General features: G+C 61.5%; 18 protein-coding genes and 1 pseudogene. 9 read left to right on the top strand and 10 right to left on the bottom strand.

Annotation, left to right across the window (positions count from 1 at the left end; translation table 11 throughout):
* Nucleotides 1-25: 25 nt before the first annotated feature.
* Nucleotides 26-217 (top strand): annotated as a pseudogene (locus HF027_RS15875) (YjbQ family protein); the annotation flags it as partial.
* Between the two features lie 64 nt (nucleotides 218-281).
* Here the strand turns inward: HF027_RS15875 and HF027_RS12415 are convergent.
* The 3 genes from HF027_RS12415 to HF027_RS12405 form a co-directional block, all read right to left on the bottom strand.
* Nucleotides 282-1,196, bottom strand: coding sequence for a ribose-phosphate diphosphokinase (locus HF027_RS12415; RefSeq protein ID WP_168016130.1), 915 nt, complete (start codon nucleotides 1,194-1,196; stop codon nucleotides 282-284).
* A complete protein-coding gene (locus HF027_RS12410) occupies nucleotides 1,196-2,803 on the bottom strand; it encodes a thymidine phosphorylase family protein (RefSeq protein WP_245184790.1) in 1,608 nt (535 codons plus the stop codon). Before HF027_RS12410 ends, HF027_RS12415 begins: the two co-directional genes overlap by 1 nt.
* Before the next feature lie 363 nt (nucleotides 2,804-3,166).
* A complete protein-coding gene (locus HF027_RS12405; RefSeq protein ID WP_168016128.1) occupies nucleotides 3,167-3,793 on the bottom strand; it encodes a YrbL family protein in 627 nt (208 codons plus the stop codon).
* A 307-nt stretch (nucleotides 3,794-4,100) separates the two neighbouring features.
* On the opposite strand from HF027_RS12405, the gene HF027_RS12400 reads away from it, so the two are divergent.
* From HF027_RS12400 to HF027_RS12375, 6 genes are all read left to right on the top strand, one after another.
* Entirely contained in the window at nucleotides 4,101-4,730 is a 630-nt protein-coding gene (locus HF027_RS12400) for a DsbA family oxidoreductase (protein WP_168016126.1), read from the top strand.
* Nucleotides 4,731-4,755: 25 nt separating this feature from the next.
* Nucleotides 4,756-5,658 (top strand): complex I NDUFA9 subunit family protein, encoded by a 903-nt coding sequence (locus HF027_RS12395; RefSeq protein WP_168016124.1) that lies wholly within the window; start codon nucleotides 4,756-4,758, stop codon nucleotides 5,656-5,658.
* A 111-nt stretch (nucleotides 5,659-5,769) separates the two neighbouring features.
* On the top strand, nucleotides 5,770-6,318 hold the full coding sequence (locus tag HF027_RS12390) for a thioredoxin family protein (protein ID WP_168016122.1): 549 nt from the start codon (nucleotides 5,770-5,772) through the stop codon (nucleotides 6,316-6,318).
* 322 nt (nucleotides 6,319-6,640) lie between these two features.
* Complete coding sequence (locus tag HF027_RS12385) at nucleotides 6,641-7,999, top strand: glycine cleavage T C-terminal barrel domain-containing protein (RefSeq protein WP_168016120.1); 1,359 nt, start codon at nucleotides 6,641-6,643, stop codon at nucleotides 7,997-7,999.
* Nucleotides 8,000-8,103: 104 nt separating this feature from the next.
* Nucleotides 8,104-9,135 carry a methylenetetrahydrofolate reductase gene (locus HF027_RS12380; protein ID WP_168016118.1) on the top strand — a complete coding sequence of 344 codons (1,032 nt, stop codon included), beginning with the start codon at nucleotides 8,104-8,106 and terminating at the stop codon, nucleotides 9,133-9,135.
* A 70-nt stretch (nucleotides 9,136-9,205) separates the two neighbouring features.
* The gene (locus HF027_RS12375; RefSeq protein ID WP_168016116.1) at nucleotides 9,206-10,984 is read left to right on the top strand and encodes a formate--tetrahydrofolate ligase; all 1,779 of its coding nucleotides are present in this window, start codon (nucleotides 9,206-9,208) and stop codon (nucleotides 10,982-10,984) included.
* 87 nt (nucleotides 10,985-11,071) lie between these two features.
* Here HF027_RS12375 and HF027_RS12370 read toward each other — a convergent pair whose 3' ends face one another.
* The 4 genes from HF027_RS12370 to HF027_RS12355 form a co-directional block, all read right to left on the bottom strand.
* Nucleotides 11,072-11,440: a thiol-disulfide oxidoreductase DCC family protein gene (locus tag HF027_RS12370; RefSeq protein ID WP_168016114.1), complete on the bottom strand. Its 369-nt coding sequence runs from the start codon at nucleotides 11,438-11,440 to the stop codon at nucleotides 11,072-11,074.
* Between the two features lie 183 nt (nucleotides 11,441-11,623).
* Nucleotides 11,624-12,565 (bottom strand): pirin family protein, encoded by a 942-nt coding sequence (locus HF027_RS12365; protein ID WP_168016112.1) that lies wholly within the window; start codon nucleotides 12,563-12,565, stop codon nucleotides 11,624-11,626.
* 101 nt (nucleotides 12,566-12,666) lie between these two features.
* Nucleotides 12,667-13,290, bottom strand: a complete 624-nt coding sequence (ycaC, locus tag HF027_RS12360) for an isochorismate family cysteine hydrolase YcaC (RefSeq protein ID WP_168016110.1) — start codon at nucleotides 13,288-13,290, stop codon at nucleotides 12,667-12,669.
* 75 nt (nucleotides 13,291-13,365) lie between these two features.
* On the bottom strand, nucleotides 13,366-14,235 hold the full coding sequence (locus HF027_RS12355; RefSeq protein WP_168016108.1) for a pirin family protein: 870 nt from the start codon (nucleotides 14,233-14,235) through the stop codon (nucleotides 13,366-13,368).
* Between the two features lie 118 nt (nucleotides 14,236-14,353).
* On the opposite strand from HF027_RS12355, the gene HF027_RS12350 reads away from it, so the two are divergent.
* Nucleotides 14,354-15,295, top strand: a complete 942-nt coding sequence (locus HF027_RS12350; protein ID WP_168016106.1) for a LysR substrate-binding domain-containing protein — start codon at nucleotides 14,354-14,356, stop codon at nucleotides 15,293-15,295.
* Nucleotides 15,296-15,583: 288 nt separating this feature from the next.
* Here the strand turns inward: HF027_RS12350 and HF027_RS12345 are convergent, their stop codons facing one another.
* Both HF027_RS12345 and HF027_RS12340 read right to left on the bottom strand, forming a co-directional pair.
* Complete coding sequence (locus tag HF027_RS12345; RefSeq protein ID WP_168016104.1) at nucleotides 15,584-16,060, bottom strand: YbhB/YbcL family Raf kinase inhibitor-like protein; 477 nt, start codon at nucleotides 16,058-16,060, stop codon at nucleotides 15,584-15,586.
* Between the two features lie 192 nt (nucleotides 16,061-16,252).
* Nucleotides 16,253-16,534, bottom strand: a complete 282-nt coding sequence (locus tag HF027_RS12340) for a hypothetical protein (protein WP_168016102.1) — start codon at nucleotides 16,532-16,534, stop codon at nucleotides 16,253-16,255.
* Between the two features lie 376 nt (nucleotides 16,535-16,910).
* On the opposite strand from HF027_RS12340, the gene HF027_RS12335 reads away from it, so the two are divergent.
* Nucleotides 16,911-18,728 carry a diguanylate cyclase gene (locus tag HF027_RS12335; protein WP_168016100.1) on the top strand — a complete coding sequence of 606 codons (1,818 nt, stop codon included), beginning with the start codon at nucleotides 16,911-16,913 and terminating at the stop codon, nucleotides 18,726-18,728.
* A gap of 114 nt (nucleotides 18,729-18,842) precedes the next feature.
* Here HF027_RS12335 and HF027_RS15635 read toward each other — a convergent pair whose 3' ends face one another.
* Nucleotides 18,843-19,040, bottom strand: a complete 198-nt coding sequence (locus HF027_RS15635) for a diguanylate cyclase (RefSeq protein WP_280730184.1) — start codon at nucleotides 19,038-19,040, stop codon at nucleotides 18,843-18,845.
* Between the last annotated feature and the right edge of the window lie 687 nt (nucleotides 19,041-19,727).

Below are 19,727 nucleotides of genomic sequence, written 5' to 3'. Positions count from 1 at the left end.
CAGTAACCATGGGAAGTACAGGCGTCCATACGGCGTCCATCTCAGCCGTATGCGTGACATGCCCGGCCATATCGGCGCCAGCCTGTTCGGCACCCAGATGACGCTCGCGATCCGCAATGGGCGTCTGGCGCTGGGCACCTGGCAGGGCGTGTGGCTCGGTGAGCATCGCGACCAGGGCGGCTCACGGCGGATTCTCGCCACCCTCAACGGGGAGTAAGGGGCTCTCCTCACCCCATGCTTAGGCCCCGGGCGGCTTTCTCGCTTATCGCGCCGCGCCCTCGTCAGGCGCCCTCTTCAGACCCACCCAGCATCTGTTCCAGCGCCTGACCAAGGGTCGGCGCCATGGCCACGGCGTTGCTGGGATGAGCGATGCAATCGGTGCTCCACACTTCGTTGATGCCGGCTCGGCGCATCACCTCGAGGGCGTCACCGGCAAACAGCGCATGGGTCACCGCCACATCCACCGAGTCGGCCCCCGCCATTAACACCGCCTCGGCTGCACGGGCCAGGGTGTGTCCTGAACTGGCGATATCGTCCATCAGCACCACCTCGCGACCGCGCAGGTCGATAGCCGGCAGCGCGATATCGACCCGGGTATCGCCGTGGCGCACCTTGTGGCACACCCCATGATCGAAGCCGGTGGCGGCGGCCGCCACCTCGACCCATTGGACCGATTCGGCATCCGGCCCCATCAGGATGGGGTTGCGGCGCTTCTCCTCGATCAGCTCTGCGAGCCGTGGCGCCCCGGAGAGCGTCAGCGTCTGCACTCTCGGCATCACGTCCTCGAGGCGTGAGATGCGATGCAGGTGGGGGTCGACGGTGATCACCGCATCGAACAGCTCGCCGAGAAAGGCGCCGATCAACGGTTGACTGACGATCTCGCCGGGGTGGAAGGCGATATCCTGGCGCATATAAGCGAGGTAAGGCGCCACCAGCACCAGCCGCGTCACGCCAAGGCAACGGGCATGACCGGCGACCAGCATCAGCTCCACCAGCTTGTCGTTGGGCCGATCGAGGCTACGATACACCACCAGCGTACGCGGCACGGCATCCTGCAGCGACGCCACCAGGGTCAGCATCAGCTCCTGATCGGGAAAGTCGTGGCGCTGGATGACGCTCGCAGCGAGCCCGGCCGTCTCGGCCAGGCGCAACGCCGGCGTCGCTTCATCCTTGAAATAAACCAGCTGGGTATCCATCAGAACTCCACGTTTAGCCTGGTGATCTCATCCGCACGGCCGATGCTGAAGCCGTTGTCCCGCTCGCAGGACTGGTGGGCGAAGGCAAGCTCGGCCTGGTAGGCCGCATAGACGCGATAAAGCGTTTCGCCAGCCTCTACCGAATCGCCGATGCGCTTAAGCAGGTCGACCCCTGCCCCGGCGGGCCGCGGGGCCCCGGCCAGTCGCGCGATGCGGGCCAGCTTGAGGTTATCGATAGCCGTCACCACGCCGCTCTCCGGGGCAGTTACCTCAAAACTATGAGCTGCCAGAGGCGGATGCTCCGGATCGAACGGCCGCTCGCCCTGGGCACGCATGATTGCTTGCATCTTCTCCAGCGCCCGACCGGAATCGAGGATATCCCGGGCGATGCCGAAGCCATCGCCGCCACGCACATCGGGATTGAACTCCAGCATCCGCCCCGCCAGGCGCAGTGCCTTCTGTCTAAGGTCATTGGGCGCCTCGGGATGATGCGTGAGCACGCGCATCACATCGCGGGCCTCGAGCACCGGGCCGATACCCCGCCCGATCGGCTGACTGCCATCGGTGACCACCACGTCCAGCACCAGCCCCATGCGCCCGGCCACGAACTCGAACAGCTTACGCAGGCGCCGGGCCTCGGCCATGGTGCGCACCTTGGCGTGTGGCCCCACCGGAATATCAAGCAGCAGGTGCGTCGATCCGGCCGCCACCTTCTTGGACAGGATCGAGGCCACCATCTGCCCTGGGGAGTCCAGGTACAGCGGTCGTTCGACAGCGATCAGTACGTCATCGGCCGGTGACAGCTCGCTGGTACCGCCCCAGGCCAGGCAGCCGCGATGAATACGCACGATTTCGCCGAGCTCGTCAAAGGGCAGATCTACCCTTGCCAGCACTTCCATGGTATCGGCGGTGCCCGAGGGTGAGGTAATGGCACGCGAGGAGGTCTTGGGGCACAAGAGACCATGCGCCGCCACGATCGGCACCACCAGCATCGAAGTGCGGTTACCGGGAATGCCGCCGATGCAGTGCTTGTCGACCACCGGCTGCTCTCGCCAGTCAAGTCGCCGCCCGACCCGGCTCATGGCATCGCTCAGATAGAAGACTTCCTCGCGGTCGAGCTCGCCCTGGCTGCAGGCTACCAGAAAGGCGGTTAACTCGATCTTCGAATAGCGCAGCTCGGCGATGTCGCGAATGATGTGGTGGTAATCCTGGCGTGACAGGCGCTCACCCGCGATCTTGCGATGCAAGGCCGGAATCGAGGCCGGTGGCTCGGCCTGGGAGATGCTGACCGGACGCCCCTCCTCTTCGCCAAGCGCCTGGAAGGCATCCTCGGAGAGGCCGAGCTGGTGACAGGCGACGATGCCAGGGTCATCGACGACGTTGAGGCTTGCCAGGATGCGATGACCGTTGGCGCGCACCTCGACCTTCGACAGCGCCTGGAAGCCCTCTGCACGATAATGCGCGCAGTCCCGATGCAGATAGGCCACATTCTCGCGGTAGGTATCGATGCCGACCCGGCGCACCAGCAACGGCGCAAGCGTATCGCCAATGTCCTGGGTGTTTTCGGTGCTGCCAGATACGGCGTCTTTACTTGGGGGGCGCATCATCGATTCCCTCCATCAGGGCCGGGCAAACAAACGAGATGGGTTCGACGTCATGTTATGGCTGTTTCAGGCTTAACTGAGGTGAACGCTCACCTCTGACGCGATCACTGGCGGCGTAATCTCGGCGGCAACATCACCGCCGTTACTCGGCCGGGTCTCACGACAGCCAAGGCGGTTGTGAACGTTAGTGGAAACCGCATGACTCCACTATAGGCCAGCGAACGCCCGGACTCGTCATCAGATAGTACCGGCAAGAGAGGCAAGCAAGCCTCGGGGCCTACGCGGCTTTCGCCAGATGGAAGGGATCATTCACGCACTGATTGAGCTAGGCAGACTTGACAATATCAGCGGTGATTCAGTCGAGGTTCACGCCAGTATTTCATCGACTGTCTGGAATAGGGTAACTTCCTGGCGCTCCCATTGGCGCTTGGTTTTCAAGCGTGAAAAAGGCAGACAACGCTGATAAAGGGTGAATTTCCAATCCGCCTTGCGACTGCCAAACCCATCCACCATCACGAAAATGGCGCCATCTTCATTGTTTCGAACCATCAGGTTATCGGTATTCAGGTCCGCGATAACAATGGCGTACTTCGTCACCCATGTCTTTAGCTCATCCAACATTCCCTGGACTTGAAAGCGATTCAAGCGACCTTGCTGTAGAGCCTGACGCAGCGTCAACGCCGACACACCGCTGTCTTCCTGGATGCGCTCCATGGCCAATCCCGGGCCGTACTGTGTATTCACCCAGCCATAGCAATCGATCAAATGGGTCAGTGGCACGCAGCGCGCCTTGAGGTGGTTGATGTAGTACCACTCGACGATGCTCTGTTCCTGGCACTCTTCCCAGCGATCCAGGTGACGGGCCACCTTGATGCACTGGCCGTCATCATCGGGATGAATATAACAGTCACGCTTGTTGCCCCGCCCGATGCGCAGAGAGTCATCGAGCTCCAGGCTCGCTTGCTCAGAAACCTCTGGAATACAATACGTCACAACCTGTCCTTGTCACCAATGGGACACCGGTATCTTGAAGCCAATCGTCATTCCCGGCTTGTCCTTGTCCTAGGAGGCCAACCACATCGAATGGCTGGGTGCGAGGCGGCGAGCGGCGAAAAAAGATGACGATCTTATTTCAGCCGCATAAGGCGGTCAACGCGGCATATGACGAGTAAAACCCGGGGTCCACTGCCACCTTGCCACTGGCACTCCGCAGCAAAGTACCCAGAGCGACGGCCGTCATTCATTTGGCTGGGAGAAACTAGCGAGCTATGGTGTTCAATATTTTCCGATGAGGCATTCCATGAGCACAGCGCGCATCACCATTGACGTGTTCAGCGACTTCGTCTGCCCCTTCTGCTATCTGGAAGAGCCCGAGCTGGCGGCGCTGAAGGCGCGCTTCGGCGAGGCGGTCGGGATTCGCTGGCGAGCCTTCGAGCTGCGCCCGGAACCTGCACCGACGCTGGAGCCGGACGGCGACTACCTGCATGACATCTGGAACCGCGCCGTATACCCCATGGCCGAAGAGCGCGGCATGACGCTGCGCCTGCCGCGTATCCAACCTCGCTCGCGTCTTGCCCATGAGGCAATGGCCTGGGCACAGCATAGCGACCCTGCAATGGCCGACACCCTGCGCTCGGCGCTGTTTCGCGGCTTCTTCGAGGACAGCCTGGACCTGGCGGACCCGGTGGCGCTGGTCAACGTAGCCGAGGGGCTAACGCTCGATGGCACCTCGCTCGAGCAGGCGCTTGCCGAAAGGCGCTATCGCGAGCAGGTACTGGCTGACCAACAAGCCGCACAGGCACTGGGCATCCAGGGCGTACCCGGCCTGCGCTTTTCGTTGAACGATGAGCATGCCGGTATCCTCGAAGGTGCCCAGCCGCGTCGCCAACTGCTGCTGGCTGTTGAGCGGCTACTCGACTTAATGGACTGACCCAGCGCCGAATGAAAGGGGTACCATGACCGACGGCCTGATCACAGTATTCGGCGGCACCGGCTTTCTCGGCCGAGCCATCGTGCGGGAGCTTCTGGAGGCCGGCCACGGCGTTCGCATCGCGGCCCGAACACCCCGTTGGCCCGATAACGTGGCCGATGGAGACCCGCTGAGCCTGGTCAGCGCCGATATCCGCGACGAGGCAAGCGTCACTCAGGCGCTGGTAGGTGCCAGCGGCGCGGTGAATGCGGTGAGCCTGTACGTCGAGTCACGGCGGCTGACCTTCGATACGATCCATGTCGAGGGCGCCGAGCGCGTGGCCCGGCTCGCTCGCGAGGCCAGCATCACCCGGCTGGTGCATATCTCCGGCATCGGCGTGGATGAGCAGTCGTCCTCTCGTTACGTCAGCGCCCGCGCCCGTGGCGAGGCGGCGGTACTCAGTGCTTTCCCCAAGGCCACCCTACTGCGGCCCAGCGTACTGTTTGGCCCCGGCGATGCCTTCCTGTCGACGCTAGAAAAACTCACCCGTCTGCCGGCGATCCCGCTGTTCGGCCACGGCGAGACACGCCTGCAGCCGGTGCATGTGAAGGATGTGGCCCGCGCCGTGGAGAAGGTGATGGGGCCGCGACCACCGGCCTGGCGGCTCTTCGAGCTGGGCGGCGAGAACGTGATGCGCTATCGCGACATCCTCTCGCTAGTGATGGCGCACCTGCGCCGCGAGCACCCGCTGGTGCCGGTGCCCTGGCCAGTGTGGCGCGTGCTGACCACGCTACTCTCGCCCCTGCCCAGCCCGCCGCTGACCCACGACCAACTGGTGCTGATGGCACAGGACAACATCGTCAATCCCCAGGTCGGCACGTTCACAGACCTGGGCATCATCCCCCACTCACTTCGCGAGAGCCTACCTGGCTGCCTAGTCGTCGACTGATCACGCGCCGTTGACGAAAATCTCTCGATATCTTCACCAGATATGGGTCTGCTAGGCTGCGAGACATGGCGCATCATTGCATTCATGCACGAATCAGGAGGGTGAACGGCCATGTCACTGACTCCATCGAAAATGGTCGCAGTGGGCAGCCCCATGCCAGCTTTTCATCTCAAGGATGCCCACGGTCAACCATTCAGCAGCGAGCAGTATCTGGAAACGCCATTGCTGGTGGCCTTCATCTGCAATCACTGCCCCTTTGTGAAGCACATCGCCTATGCATTCTCCGACTTCGCCAAGGAATACCGCGACCATGGCCTGGCCATTGTCGCTATCAACAGCAACGACTTCACGGCCTATCCCGAGGACAGCCCCGAGCGGATGATCGAAGAGGCGCGCCGGCGCGATTATACCTTCCCTTACCTGGTCGACGAGACCCAAAAGACTGCCCGCGCCTTCGGCGCCTCCTGCACACCGGACTTTTTCCTGTTCGACCAGCATCATCGGCTGGCCTACCGTGGCCAGTTCGATGCCAGCCGCCCCAGCAAGGATCTGCCTGCAACCGGCAAGGACCTGCGAGCGGCCGCCGATGCAGTGCTCTCGGGCGAGACTCCAGGTCCGGATCAGATGCCGTCGGTTGGCTGCAACATCAAGTGGAAGTAGGCCAGTTGGCGCTCAAGCGGTCTGAGCCGGCGCTCATGGCACTTCCAGAAGGGTCAGGCCAGCTACCCAATGCTGCGACCTAGGCCCTGGCCTGTCGACTGCACGCCCCCGGTCAGTGTCCCTGGATCCTCCAAGGCGAGGGAGACGTAACGGTGCGACTCGGCGGACCGTGGCGCCTTCCTTTCATTGCGATTCCACACATCCTTAGAACAAGGCGTCTTTGCTGAATACACAGATGTCGTAATCAGGATGTCGCGGGTGCGATTCGCGTTCCACGCTGAATTCGAGCCTGTATTCTTCAGGCATTATGGGGGGCTTAATCATGGCATCCACTTCTACCGACACCTTCACCTCTCAGGCGGGCATTGCCGACTTCCGCACCGATCAATGCCTTACCGTCGATCAGCATGACCGCCGGGTGCCGATCAATCTCCGCCAGTCGGGGCCCACGCCGGTGGAGATGCTGATCTCCACCCGCGTCCGCAAGTCACCCTATTGGCATCTATCCTGTGAGGCCGGTTGCTGGCGGGCGACGGTCTATAACCGCATGTACCACCCCCGCGGCTATGTGCGTCCGGAAGATGGCGGCGCCATGGTGGAATACGATGCCCTGATCAATCATGTCACCCTCTGGAATGTCGCGGTCGAACGCCAGATCCAGGTCAAGGGGCCGGATGCGGAGAAGTTCGTCGACTACGTCATCACCCGCAATGCCTCGCAGATCCAGCCGATGCGCGGCAAGTATGTGGTCCTTTGCAACGAGGACGGGGGGGTGCTGAACGACCCGGTGCTGTTGCGTCCCGCGGAAGATGAATTCTGGTTCTCCCTCTCCGACAGCGATCTCGAGCTGTGGCTGCGCGGCGTCAATGTCGGCCTGGGGTTCAACGTCAGCATCGGTGAGATCGACGTGGCACCGGTGCAGATCCAGGGACCCAAGTCAGAGGACCTGATGGCGGACCTCGTCGGCGAGTCGGTACGTGAGATCCCTTACTACGGGCTGATGGAAGCCCAGGTCGCCGGTCGGGACGTCATCATTTCCCAGACCGGCTTTACCGGCGAGAAGGGCTATGAGATCTACCTCAAGAACGCCACCCTCTACCCCGATGAGATGTGGAATGCCGTCTTGGCGGCCGGGGAAAAATACAACCTGAAAGTCATCGCGCCCGCCCATCACCGGCGGATTGCCGCCGGCATCCTCTCCTGGGGGCAGGACGTCGACCAGGAGGTCCTGCCCTTCCAGTGCAACCTGGGCTACCAGGTCCCTCGTCAGAAGGCGTCCGACTACATTGGCCGCACCGCCCTGGAAAAGGTGCGGGCCGAGCTCGATCAGGGGCGCTATCCCTTCAAGAACATCCTGGTCGGGATGGTGCTCGGCGGGCGACCAATCGACGACTATGCACCGGACTTCTGGCTGATATCCGCCGAGGATGCGGGGGCTCCGGTCGGCTATGTGACCTCGCCCTGGTACTCCCCCGAGCTGGGCACCAACATCGCCATGGGCTATGTCCCGGTCGAGATGCAGGCCGTCGGCACGCGGCTCAAGGTCTGGCTACCGGATCAGTATGCCGACCAGATCGGGGTGCCCGTCGATGCCGAGATCGTCCCGATGCCGTTCCGGCAGTCGGTCAATCTCAATGCCCGTGAGAGGGCCCTGGCGCGGGGAGACGATGCCTCCAGCTAGGTGCCTGTCCTAGCCATGGCGACGTCGGGGCACGTCTGCGCCACAGAGACGTGCCCAGGGGTACCGGCCGCCTAACGGGGCCGCCTAACGGGGAGGGTGAGCGCATGACCCAGCATGATATCCCGCCGTGTTCCGGCAAAGCCTCCCCGGCGGCGGCCGATGACGCTCCCGCTCGAGAGAGCACCGGGAGCGACATCGCCGGGGCGACAAGCGACAGTGAGGCCATCGGCGGAGAGGTGCCTGCGTGCGACCTCGCGCGCTTGGTGCAACGCCTGTGTGCCGACTGGTCCCTCGAGGTGACACCGAAGGGCGCGGCGCAGATCGCAGATTTCTCTGAGCTGCTGAGGCCGGGGACCCAGGTCTACGTGACGCACTTGCCGGAGCACCCCTATGAGCCGGTGATCGCGACGGCCGAACGGTTGCGGGCGGAGGGCATGGTACCGGTCCCGCATATCGTGGCCCGCAGCGTGCCCGACCGCGCCACCCTGGAACGCTGGTATGGCCGGCTGGCCGCAGCCGGTGTGGAGGCGGCACTGTTGATCGCCGGCGGCACCACGACGGTCGCGGGGCCCTATCGGGACACCTTGATGTTGTTGGACGATTGCCCCCCCGCGGCCCATGGCCTGACCCGCCTGGGCATCGCCGGGCACCCGGAGGGCCACTCCCATGCCGATCGCGAGGCCTTGGACCAGGCCCTTGCCAGCAAGGTGGCGTACGCCGAGGCGACCGGCACCGACCTCTGGATGGTCACCCAGTTTACCTTCGATGCCCAGCCGCTGATCGACTGGTCGGCCCGTCTCCAGCGCCAGGGGATTCGCGTCCCGGTGCGGGTCGGCCTGCCGGGGCCGGCATCGCTGGCCACGCTCCTGAAGTATGCCGTCTCCTGTGGAGTCGGCGCTTCCATTGCGGCGTTACACAACCAGCCAGGCAAGCTATGGAAAATGACGCGCCCCCAGCCACCGGTCGCCCAACTGCTGGCCCTGGCGCGCCATTCCGGGCCCTGGCTGGGGGTGCACGTCTACCCGTTCGGCGGCACTCTCCAAACGGCGGCCTGGTTCCGGGCCCTGCAAGCGGGACGATTCTCCGTCGAGGCGCAGCGGCTGACGGTGCATCAAGGGGGAGAGGGAAAGGTCTAGTGAACCAAAGGGGCCAATGGAACCGTTGGTGGATCATTGAGGCGGTGGTGGTTAATAGCGAGGGCGCGAAATGACCGACTATATCCCGTTGCGTGACGATGAGCCCTTGAGGGGTGAAGGACTGCGGTTGGCGCCCCAACAAGACCCACTGCGGGAGGCCAAGTTGCCACCACCCGGCGCACCGGATATCGACATTGCGCGTGCGATCACGCCCTCGCCGATTACCGAGGTGGCCGCTCGGCTGGGCATCGAGCCGGAACACCTGCTGCCTTATGGGCACGACAAGGCCAAGTTGCCTCACGACTTCACCGACGCCCTGGTCGGGCGCCCCCAGGGGAAGCTGGTCCTGGTGACCGCCATCACCCCCACGCCCGCCGGCGAGGGCAAGACGACCACCAGCGTGGGGCTGGGCGACGGCTTGAACCGGATCGGCCACAAGACCGCGATCTGTTTGCGTGAACCCTCCCTAGGGCCCTGTTTCGGCATGAAAGGAGGCGCCGCGGGCGGCGGTCGAGCGCAGGTGATTCCCATGGAAGACATCAACCTGCACTTCACCGGTGACTTCCACGCCATCACCAGCGCCCATAATCTGCTGTCCGCGCTACTGGATAACCATCTGCATTGGGACAACGAGCTGGAAATCGACCCGCGCCATGTGACCTGGAAACGGGCCATGGACATGGGTGACCGCGCCCTGCGGCACCTGACCATCGGCTTGAGTGGGTCGGGGCAAGGCATGCCGCGGGAGGAAGGCTTCGATATCACCGCCGCCTCGGAGATCATGGCGATTCTCTGTCTGTCGGCAGACCTTACGGACCTGCAGCGGCGGCTGGGGGAGATCATCGTGGCCCGCCGCCGGGACGGCAGCCCGGTGCGGGCTCGGGACCTGAAGGCCGACGGGGCCATGGCGGTCCTGCTGAAACAGGCCCTGGCCCCCAACCTGGTACAGACGCTGGAACATAACCCGGCCTTCATTCACGGGGGGCCCTTCGCCAACATCGCCCACGGCTGCAACTCGCTGATGGCGACGAAGACCGCCTTGTCCCTGGCCGATATCGTGGTGACAGAGGCCGGCTTCGGTGCCGACCTGGGGGCCGAGAAGTTCTTCAATATCAAATGTCGTCAGACCGGCCTCAAGCCGGATGCGGTGGTCATGGTGGTGACGATACGGGCCCTGAAGATGCATGGCGGTGTCCAGCAGGACAAGCTGACCCAGCCGGATCCCGATGCCGTCTATCGCGGTGCGGAGAACCTGTGTCGGCACGTCAACAATATGCGTAGCTTCGGGGTGCCCTTGATGGTCGCGGTCAATCATTTCGACCAGGATTCGGACGAGGAGCACCGTGTCCTGCGGGACGTCTGTGAGCACCTGGGGGTCGACATGGCCGTCAGCAGCCATTGGCGTGATGGCTCGGCGGGCAGTCAAGCGCTGGCGGAGAAGGTAGTCGCCATGTTCAATCAAGCCCCAGCGGAATTGTCTCTGAGTTACGCCGATGATGACCGCCTGGAAGACAAGGTCAGGGCCGTCGCGACTCAACTGTACGGGGCCCTGGATATCAGCCTGGAGGCCAAGGCACGCAGGCAGCTGGACGATTTCGAGGCGCTTGGCTATGGCCATCTACCGGTGTGTATCGCCAAGACCCAATACAGCTTTGGTGCCGACCCTAGCCTGACCGGCCTCGCCACGGGCCATGTCTTGCCGATCCGGGAGGCCGAGCTGGCTGCCGGCGCCGGCTTCGTCGTCGTGATCTGCGGCAATGTCATGCGGATGCCCGGTCTGCCCCGTAGGCCCGCTTCCAACGCCATGCGACTGGATCTCCGGGGGCAAACCGAAGGGCTGGCCTGGTGATGGGAGGGAGGGGCCTGCAGTCTCGGACCCGGGGCACTTTGATCTCGATGTCCCCGATAGCGGTCTGCATCGATAGGCAATATCTGACTATATCTCGCGCCCCTCCCGGGCCAGGCGCCGCCTGACCCAATGGCGGTAGCCCCAGGCCAGCACGCCCTTGAGCCCGGGCAGGCCGAGCAACCAAGCCAGGGGTTTGAGCAGCGGCACGCGCTGCATCAGCAGGATATAGGCAACGATACCGTCGTGGAGCCCGCCCTGGGGATCCTCCACGTGCAGCGAGAGCAGCGCCGCCTGCGGGTCGATACCCCGCTCGCGCAGCCTGTCCGCGTTGCTGGTGACATCGACCCATTCCACCGACGTCGCACCGCCGGCCAGCCGCTCGTAGCGCTTCCGTTCGCGGCGACAGATGGGGCAGACGGCATCGTAGTAGACCTTGAGGAACGGCGGTTCGGTCATGGCGCTCTCTGGGTAACTCTCTGGGTAAGGTGTAACAGCATTTATCTAACAATCGGCCACTGACATGCTCGCCGGGTCTCACTCAAGAACAGGTCGCCCTTGCCCTCGCCGCCCGACGATGGCGGTGCGGAGTGAAGCGCGATCATGCGCTGTCCTTCGCGGTGAGGGACCCTTGCGCGTTCGCTATGCCTGCCAGGGCAACGGCGGCGGTGTCAGGGGCTCGCCGTCGTAATCGGGAATGCTGCCGAAGCGCTCGCTGCCGGCTTCCCAGTCCCGCTGCGCCTCGGCGATCTCGGCCTTGCTGTGGCCGACGAAGTTCCACCAGATGAGGATCTCCTCGTCCAGCGGCTCGCCGCCGACCAGGATGGCCCGGCCACCCGCCGGGAGGGACAGGGTGACGGCCTCGCGCCCGCGCCCCAGGTAGGCCAGCTCGTTGGGTGGGAAGGTATCGCCCTCGATGTGAAGTTCCCCTTCGAGAGGCAACACGCCGTACTCGAAGTCTGCCTGCAGCGAAAGCCGCAGGGTGCTGGCCTCTCGGCTGACGAGGTCCAAGCCCACCAGCGGCGAGAAGGCCAGAGTCGGCGCTCGCCGGCCGGCGAACTCGCCGGTCAGCAGGGTGAAGGCGACGCCCTGCTCTTCCCAGGACGGCAAGTCGGGATAATGATCGAAGCGCGGATCGGTGCGGCGGTCGACCTCCGGCAGGGCGATCCACAACTGGGCGGCATGCAGATGCGTCTCGCCGGAGACCGACTCCTCGGTGTGGCTGATGCCACGCCCAGCGGTCATCAGGTTGACCTGACTGGGGCGGATCACCTGCTCGTTGCCCAGGCTGTCACGGTGCAGCACCTCGCCTTCGATCATCCAGGTGAAGGTCTGCAGGCCGATATGCGGGTGGGGACCGACGCGCAGGCCTTGGGAGTCGCCCTTGAAGACGGCCGGCCCGGCATGGTCGAGGAAGCACCAGGCCCCCACCAGGCGGCGCTGCCGCGAAGGCAGCACACGGTTGACGGGAATTCCCCCAACATCGGCGGTTCGGGGCACGACGCGCTGGACCAGATGCTTGCCCTCGACGACCGGACAGTCGCGGGACGAGGCCAGGTCGCGATCTTCAACGAGCGTGCTCATGGCGATATCCTCTGAATATTATGGATTGGGCTCGACCCCGCGGGGCGTTAATAGATAGGGCAATGAAGGCTCCCGGGGCCGAGGGGCCGAGCCCGTTGCGATCACCCTTGGCTCTGCTGAGTGTAGCTCTGCATCAGATTAGCGTAAGCAGGCAGATGGCCGGCCAGCAAGCCGCCGAAGCCCTCGATGTCATTGCGCCAATCACGATGCAGTTCGCAGCCAGCACCGAACCAGGTCATCAACTGGGCGCCGGCCTGAGACATGCGATCCCAGGCGGCGTCCCGGGTGGTCTGATTGAAGGTGCCCGAAGCATCGGTGACCACGAAGACCTCATAGCCCTCTTCCAGGGCAGAGAGTGCCGGAAAGGCCACGCAGACCTCGGTGACCACGCCGGCGATCAGCAGCTGCTTCTTGCCGGTGGCCTTGATGGCGGCGACGAACTCTTCGTTGTCCCAGGCATTGATCTGTCCCGGTCGCGCGACATAGGGCGCATCGGGGAAGGTTTCCTTGAGCTCAGGCACCATCGGCCCATTGGGGCCGGTCTCGAAGCTGGTGGTGAGGATGGTAGGGATATCGAAGAACTTGGCGATATCCGCCAGCGCCAGCACGTTGTTCTTGAAGTCATCGGGGCTAAAGTCACGCACCAGCGACAGAAGGCCGGCCTGGTGGTCGACCATCAGCAGGGCCACGTCATCCTTGTCCAAGCGGTTGTAAGTAAAGGACATGGTGGTACTCCTTTCGTCAGGTTGAAAAGACCCGGCAGCCAAGCTGTCGGGCGTGCACGCCAGCGGGTGCTCCCGCTAGTCGTGAAGGGCGCCGTACTTCCCGCCCTGAAAGTCGGCAAACGCTTGGTGGATCTCCTCCACGCTGTTCATCACGAAGGGCCCTTGGCCTATCACCGGCTCATCGATGGGCTCGCCGGTGAGCAGCAGCAGCTTGGCCTCATTGTTGGCCTCGAGACGCACTTCTTCGCCGCGATGCTCGAAGCTCACCACGGACTCGTCACGCACGATGGTCTCGCCATTGACCTGGACAGTGCCCTCCAGCACCACCATTAAGGTGGTATGACCCTCCGGAACGGACAGCACAGCATCTCGACCCGCCCTCAGGTGAATGTCCCACATATTGATCGGCGTGAAGGTTCGTGCCGGGCCCTCCTGTCCAAGATAGCTCCCGGCTACCACGCGCACCTGGCCGGCTTCGTCGTCCAGCGGCACGCGGGGAATCTCGGCATCGAGCAGCGTCTGGTAGGCCGCCGGCACGTCCTTGTCACGAGCTGGCAGGTTGACCCACAGCTGCACCATTTCAAGGCTGCCGCCCCGCTCGGTGAAAGCCCGTGAGTGGAACTCCTCATGGACGATGCCGGCCCCGGCCGTCATCCACTGCACGTCTCCCTCACCGATCTTGCCGCCGCTGCCAGAGGAGTCGCGGTGCTCAAGCTCCCCTGCATAGACCAGCGTCACCGTCTCGAAGCCCCGGTGGGGATGCTGCCCTACACCTCGAGGCCGTTCGGCCGGCTTGAAGGTATGGGGACCGGCATGGTCGAGCAGCAGGAAGGGGCTGATGTGCTCGGCCCCCATGCGGTCATAGCTGAACAGGGAGCGCACGGGAAAACCGTCGCCGACCCAATGGCCATGCGGTGCGCCGTAAATCCCCTGGATCTTCTTCATATCAGGCTCCTGTTGGCAGGTAGGGCACCTTTGCCCCTATACAACAAGCCTAGGAGAGGAACGCCGCCAGCAGTAGATGCTAGAATTTGCACAGACCGTTCCATAAATAGGACAGCTGATGCGGGATCTCAATGACCTCTACTACTTCGTCCAGGTGGTGGACCATGGCGGCTTCGCTCCGGCCGGCCGAGCCCTGGGCATCCCCAAGTCGAAACTGAGCCGACGTATCGTTCAGCTAGAGGACTGCCTGGCGACCCGGCTGCTCAACCGCTCGACCAGGCATGTCTCGATGACCGAGGTCGGCCGGGCCTACTACCGGCACTGCGTAGCGATGCTGGTGGAGGCAGAGGCGGCCGAGGAGCTGATCGAACACAACCGCGCCGAGCCCCGCGGCACGGTGAGACTGAGCTGCTCCCCCAGCGTGCTTCACTACCTGATCACCCCCTTGCTGGCACGCTTCATGACTCGTTATCCCGAGGTCAACGTCCATGTCGAGGCCACCAGCCGACGGGTTGACGTGGTGAGGGAAGGCCTCGACATGGCGATCCGCATCCGCTTTCCGCCGCTTGAAGACAGCGAGCTGACCATGAAGGTGCTGTCGCACAGCCCGCAGCGACTGATGGCCGCTCCCGCCCTGTTCGGGGATCGTCCCATGCCCAAAACACCTGCCGATCTCGCCGAATGGCCAAGCCTGGATTTCACGCAATACGACAAGCAGCATTTCTGGGACCTGGCCGGCCCGGAGGGAATGAGCGCCCAGATCCATCACCAGCCACGCCTGGTGACAGACAGCGCGGAGACCCTGCATGAGGCCGCCCTGGCGGGGCTGGGCGTGGTCAAGCTGGGCCTGCTGGTGGGAGGCCGAGACCTGCAGGCCGGCCGGCTGATCGATGTGCTACCCGGATGGGCGCCCCGCGGCGGTATCCTGCATGCGGTTTTTCCCTCGCGGCGCGGACTGCTGCCCTCGGTGCGGGCGCTGCTGGATTTCTTAAGCGAGCATATTGATGAGGTAGACGTGGTGACAGGAGACACGCTGGCCGCACAACAGCGCACGCTGTAAACCAGCCAGCGACTCGGCTTATCGCACACTGAGCCGACACCGCCCAGACACCAGCAGGACACCACAACAAAAACGCCCGCCCGGCAGACCGGGACGGGCGTGATGTTCAGCCTGCAGCCTCACTATGGATGGCAGGCTGAAACAGAGGGTTCTGGTGAGCAAAGCGCTGCGGCCACGCCCGAACGGCCAGGGCCAGCCACCACTGGGCGGCTCTGGCGATCACCACATGACGAGGGCGAAATACAAGGCACTGCCCGCAAGACGCAGGCAGCTGTAAAAACTCAAGAATCAGTCGCGGCGATAGGTCCCCACCAGGCGGTTCATACCAAGAATATGCGGCTCGAGCTTGCTCAGAAGCTCAGGCTGCGTCAGCCCCTCCGGCAGCTCGGTAACCGCATCCAGCGCCAGCACCCAGAAATAATACAGGTGCACGCCATGGCCTTCCGGCGGCATGGGCCCACCGTAGCCGATGCTGCCGGTATCGTTGACGCCGCTGGTACCTTGGGTCGTCGCCTCGTCAAGCGAGGTGATATCGGCCGGCAGGTTGTAGAGCAACCAGTGCACGAAACCGTAGCTGCCGTCCTTGACCAGCGGGGCATCCGGGTCGTGACAGATCACCGCGAAGCCCTTCGTGCCCTCGGGAGCATCCTTCCAGGCAAGGGCCGGCGACACGTTCTCCCCTTCGCCGGTGTGCTTGGAAGGAATCGGCTCGTGGGCGGCGAAAGCGGAACTGGTGAGCTGCATGCTAGACGGTGCAAAGGGCATTGGAGCTAGCTCCTGTACGAGTGGGTGTTGTGGGAAACGAAGTCAGGCGTCTATGTGCATAAGAAGCGCTATACCCAGTAATGATGGTCGAGGGTGGATTCTTCAACCCCGGGCACAAACGCCGAGGTTTATTCAAACACCCCCGGCTGACGTTCCCTTGTGTCACACCCTCAAAGCCCTCAACTGACAGAATCAGGGCGTAAACTCACCCAGCATGCGCATGGAATCCAACTTGAGCCGGTCTTCCTCCATCCCCTGCCTGACCTCGTCAGTCGCCATAAAGGTCTGGAAACTTGCCATGTCAGGCACTTCCAGAATCAACCCCACCGAGTCTGGGTTCTCTGCATCCTTGAAAGTACGCGCGCTAACACCTATCTGAGCGAATAACTCATGCCGACTACCCGCCCCTTCCTGCCAGGCCTTCGCCCAGTGCTCGCCATCCTCGACTTCGTGGAACACGATTAGCGTTGCCATCAGCCATGCCTCCAAACAAGACGTCACGTCCCGGCAGCGACGAAAAGGACGAGTGCCATGGTGTGCAAACACTTCCCCAGCCTATCCAGGCACGGTAGTCATAACAGCGAGTCGCCGTCGTCGTGACTACTCCAAGAATAGACGGCTCTTTCCGGCGCGGCTTCAGTATCTGGCCAGCGAACAGGATGGAAAGCCTAAGTCCAGCTTTCAGAGCGATGGACGTAAATAAGCTAAAAGTAGCAGCTGCAAATTACTCTAACCCCACTATTTTTTATGGAGAGTTTGACGCTACCATAGGCTTATGCTCTCATTTCCTTTTCCGCTGGTTATCTCAATGGGCGCTTCTTGGGCCGCCGGTAAAATGCAGGAAAACCCCATGGTTCTTCGCCACTCCCTGTGCTGGCTGATACTACTTTTCGTATCAGTTTCAGGTGCCCTGCATGCCGATACTCTTTCAGTTTCCGAAGACACACTACCTGTCAAGCTGGGGAACCACCTGGAGTATCTAGAAGATCTGGAAAGTAAATATTCCATCGATACTGTCAGATCTGGTATCACATCCGAAGCATGGCAACGCTCAAATGAGGATACGCTAAACTTTGGCTATAGTGGATCGACTTATTGGGTACGCTTTGCTCTTGAAAATAAAAACACCTCATTTACACGCAGCATGATTGAAATTGCTTATCCAGTACTGGATAAGGTTAACGCTTTTATTTTCCAAGAAGGCGAACTAGTTACCAAATACACAATGGGCGACCGTACTCCGTTCAACAACCGCCCCATCGCCCACCACAATTTCGTATTTCCTGTGAAACTCAACCCCGGCGAGAAAAGTGAGGTATATCTACAGGTAAAAAGCACTTCTTCACTTCAGATTCCGGTTAGCCTGTACCAGAGTGACACTCTACTGGAACATAAATATCTTGAAGCTATGTGGCTGGCCATGTTTGTTGGCGCGATGATAATCATGGCAGCCTTCAATACATTAATACTGGCTGGCACTCGCGACATAAGCTACTTCTACTATGTAATGTATGTCGTATCGATTACCCTGCTTTTTTCAGGCATCCATGGGCTGACATTTCAATTCCTTTGGCCAAACCAGATTGGCCTGAACGATTCCATGATAGTACTGGCACTGAGTGGCATGGTCTTTTTCCCATCAATGTTCTTCCGTAGTTTCCTGCAGTTGCCGCAGACCCGCTCAGTACTTTCGAAGATATTGTTCGTTCTCGCCATGCTCTCCGTATTAACCGCAATCGGTGGATTTCACCTTTCGTATCGTCTGATGATAATTAGCACCATCCTATTGGCATGCGCAGCCATTTCCGTCGGATTATGGTCAGGCATAAGACGCTGGCTGGATGGTTTTGAAGCAGCAAAATATCTGAATATTGCCTGGATATCCATGATGACATCAGGCGTCATCCTGGCACTCAATAAGAGTGGACTGATTCCAAGGGACTGGTTTACAGAGAATATTGTTTATATCGGCGCCAGTCTGGAGGTGGTGCTTTTATCTCTTGCCCTAGCGCATCGTATGAATATCGAGCGGCGGATGAGAGAAGCTGCCCAACAGGAGTCAGTTCGTGCACAACAGGAGCTACTGGAACACCAGGTCCGAGCCAATGAAGACCTGGATAAAACAGTGCGCCAGCGGACGGAAGAGCTTGAAATGGCCAATGCGCAACTGATGAAGATCAGCGCCACAGACAGCCTGACGGAAATGCTCAATCGCCGAGCCTTCGGCGAGGTGTTCAAGAATGAATATAAGCGCGCTTTCCGCGAGCAGTCACCGATTGCCATACTGATGATTGACTTGGATCATTTCAAGTCAATTAACGATACCTATGGTCATCCATTTGGAGATAAATGCCTGCAAAAGACGGCGTCAGTTATTCGCCATAACCTGCGCCGCCCCCAAAATACCGCCGCCCGCTATGGCGGCGAGGAATTTATCGTTCTACTGCCAGGCACCGATCGAGAAGGAGCCAGACAGGTCGGAAGAGATATTCTGGAAGAGCTATCCACCACGGAGATGGTCGACAACATGTCTCTTCGCCTGACGGCAAGCATCGGTGTCGCAAGCCATATACCGGACAGCAATACGGCCGGCGGGGAGGAGCTGGTGCGAGAGGCCGATCAACGGCTTTATGTGGCTAAGGAATCAGGCCGTAACCGTGTAGAGTAACCTGCGTTTTTTTCAGCCGACTCCTTCCTATAGGCTTCGCTAGGAATTCGTCCTTGGTGGGACAAGAGGCAATGTGTCAGGCGTTACGTTTTGCGAAGTAGATGGAATGACGAATCATCCCACAACAACCCGATTTTTACCGCTGCGTTTCGCTTCGTACAACGCATCATCGGCGCGCTTTAAGGTGTCTTCATACGAGCAGTCTTCAGGCACCATTGTCGCTACTCCAATGCTGACGGTTGTGGAGATACCATCAGCAGAAAAGCGACTCAACTCACGGTTAAAGCCTGATTTCATAGAATAAACGCGCATGCTGCCTTTGCCAGGATGATCGCTTTGGGTCGATTCAAGCCCCCCCTCTCTGCACATTTCCTTTTACACCGCACGCTTCCCCACGCTACCGCCGGGTGAGGCCATAACAGGCACCACCTTCCTGGCAGTCGCAAGCCTCAAGGGCCTACTCCCCTTCCCCCCGGGGAAAAATGCTTCACTAGCACCTAATTAACGTGGTTGCACGTTGATTCACACGCCCCCACTTCATCGGCGGACGGTACTCTGGCGACGGTCATAGGCAAAATATCGCTCGTACCGATCTAGCAGAAGGGTTAAAGGCCACTTCTCACAAGTGGCCATCGGGGTCGGCAGACTAGCCCGAATAGCCGTCCCAGAAGACCTGCTGCGCGGACTTGATCAGGGTCGTGCCGGCGGCCACCGTCAAGACGCCGCGCAGCGTCCTTGCAGGGTGACGCATCGTCGGCGACGAAGAGGGCCGCCGTTCAGCTACCCGTTCAGTCTCAGTGAGCAATCGGCTGCTTCGGCACCCTGTGGGTTTACCGATGAGGGTCTGCCAGTAGGCTTCCAACTAGCAGGCGGGAAGTTTGACGACGTACGCATACTGCGCGCGTGTACGGCTTATATGGATGCGTATCCCACGCAATACCCATCGAAGCCAGATCCGCTGAAGGCTAGTGCGTGATGAATGCCTGGCCAACTATGCGG

Source organism: Halomonas salinarum, from assembly GCF_012062845.1.
GTDB lineage: Bacteria > Pseudomonadota > Gammaproteobacteria > Pseudomonadales > Halomonadaceae > Onishia > Onishia salinarum.
This window is presented reverse-complemented; position numbering and strand designations above follow the sequence as displayed.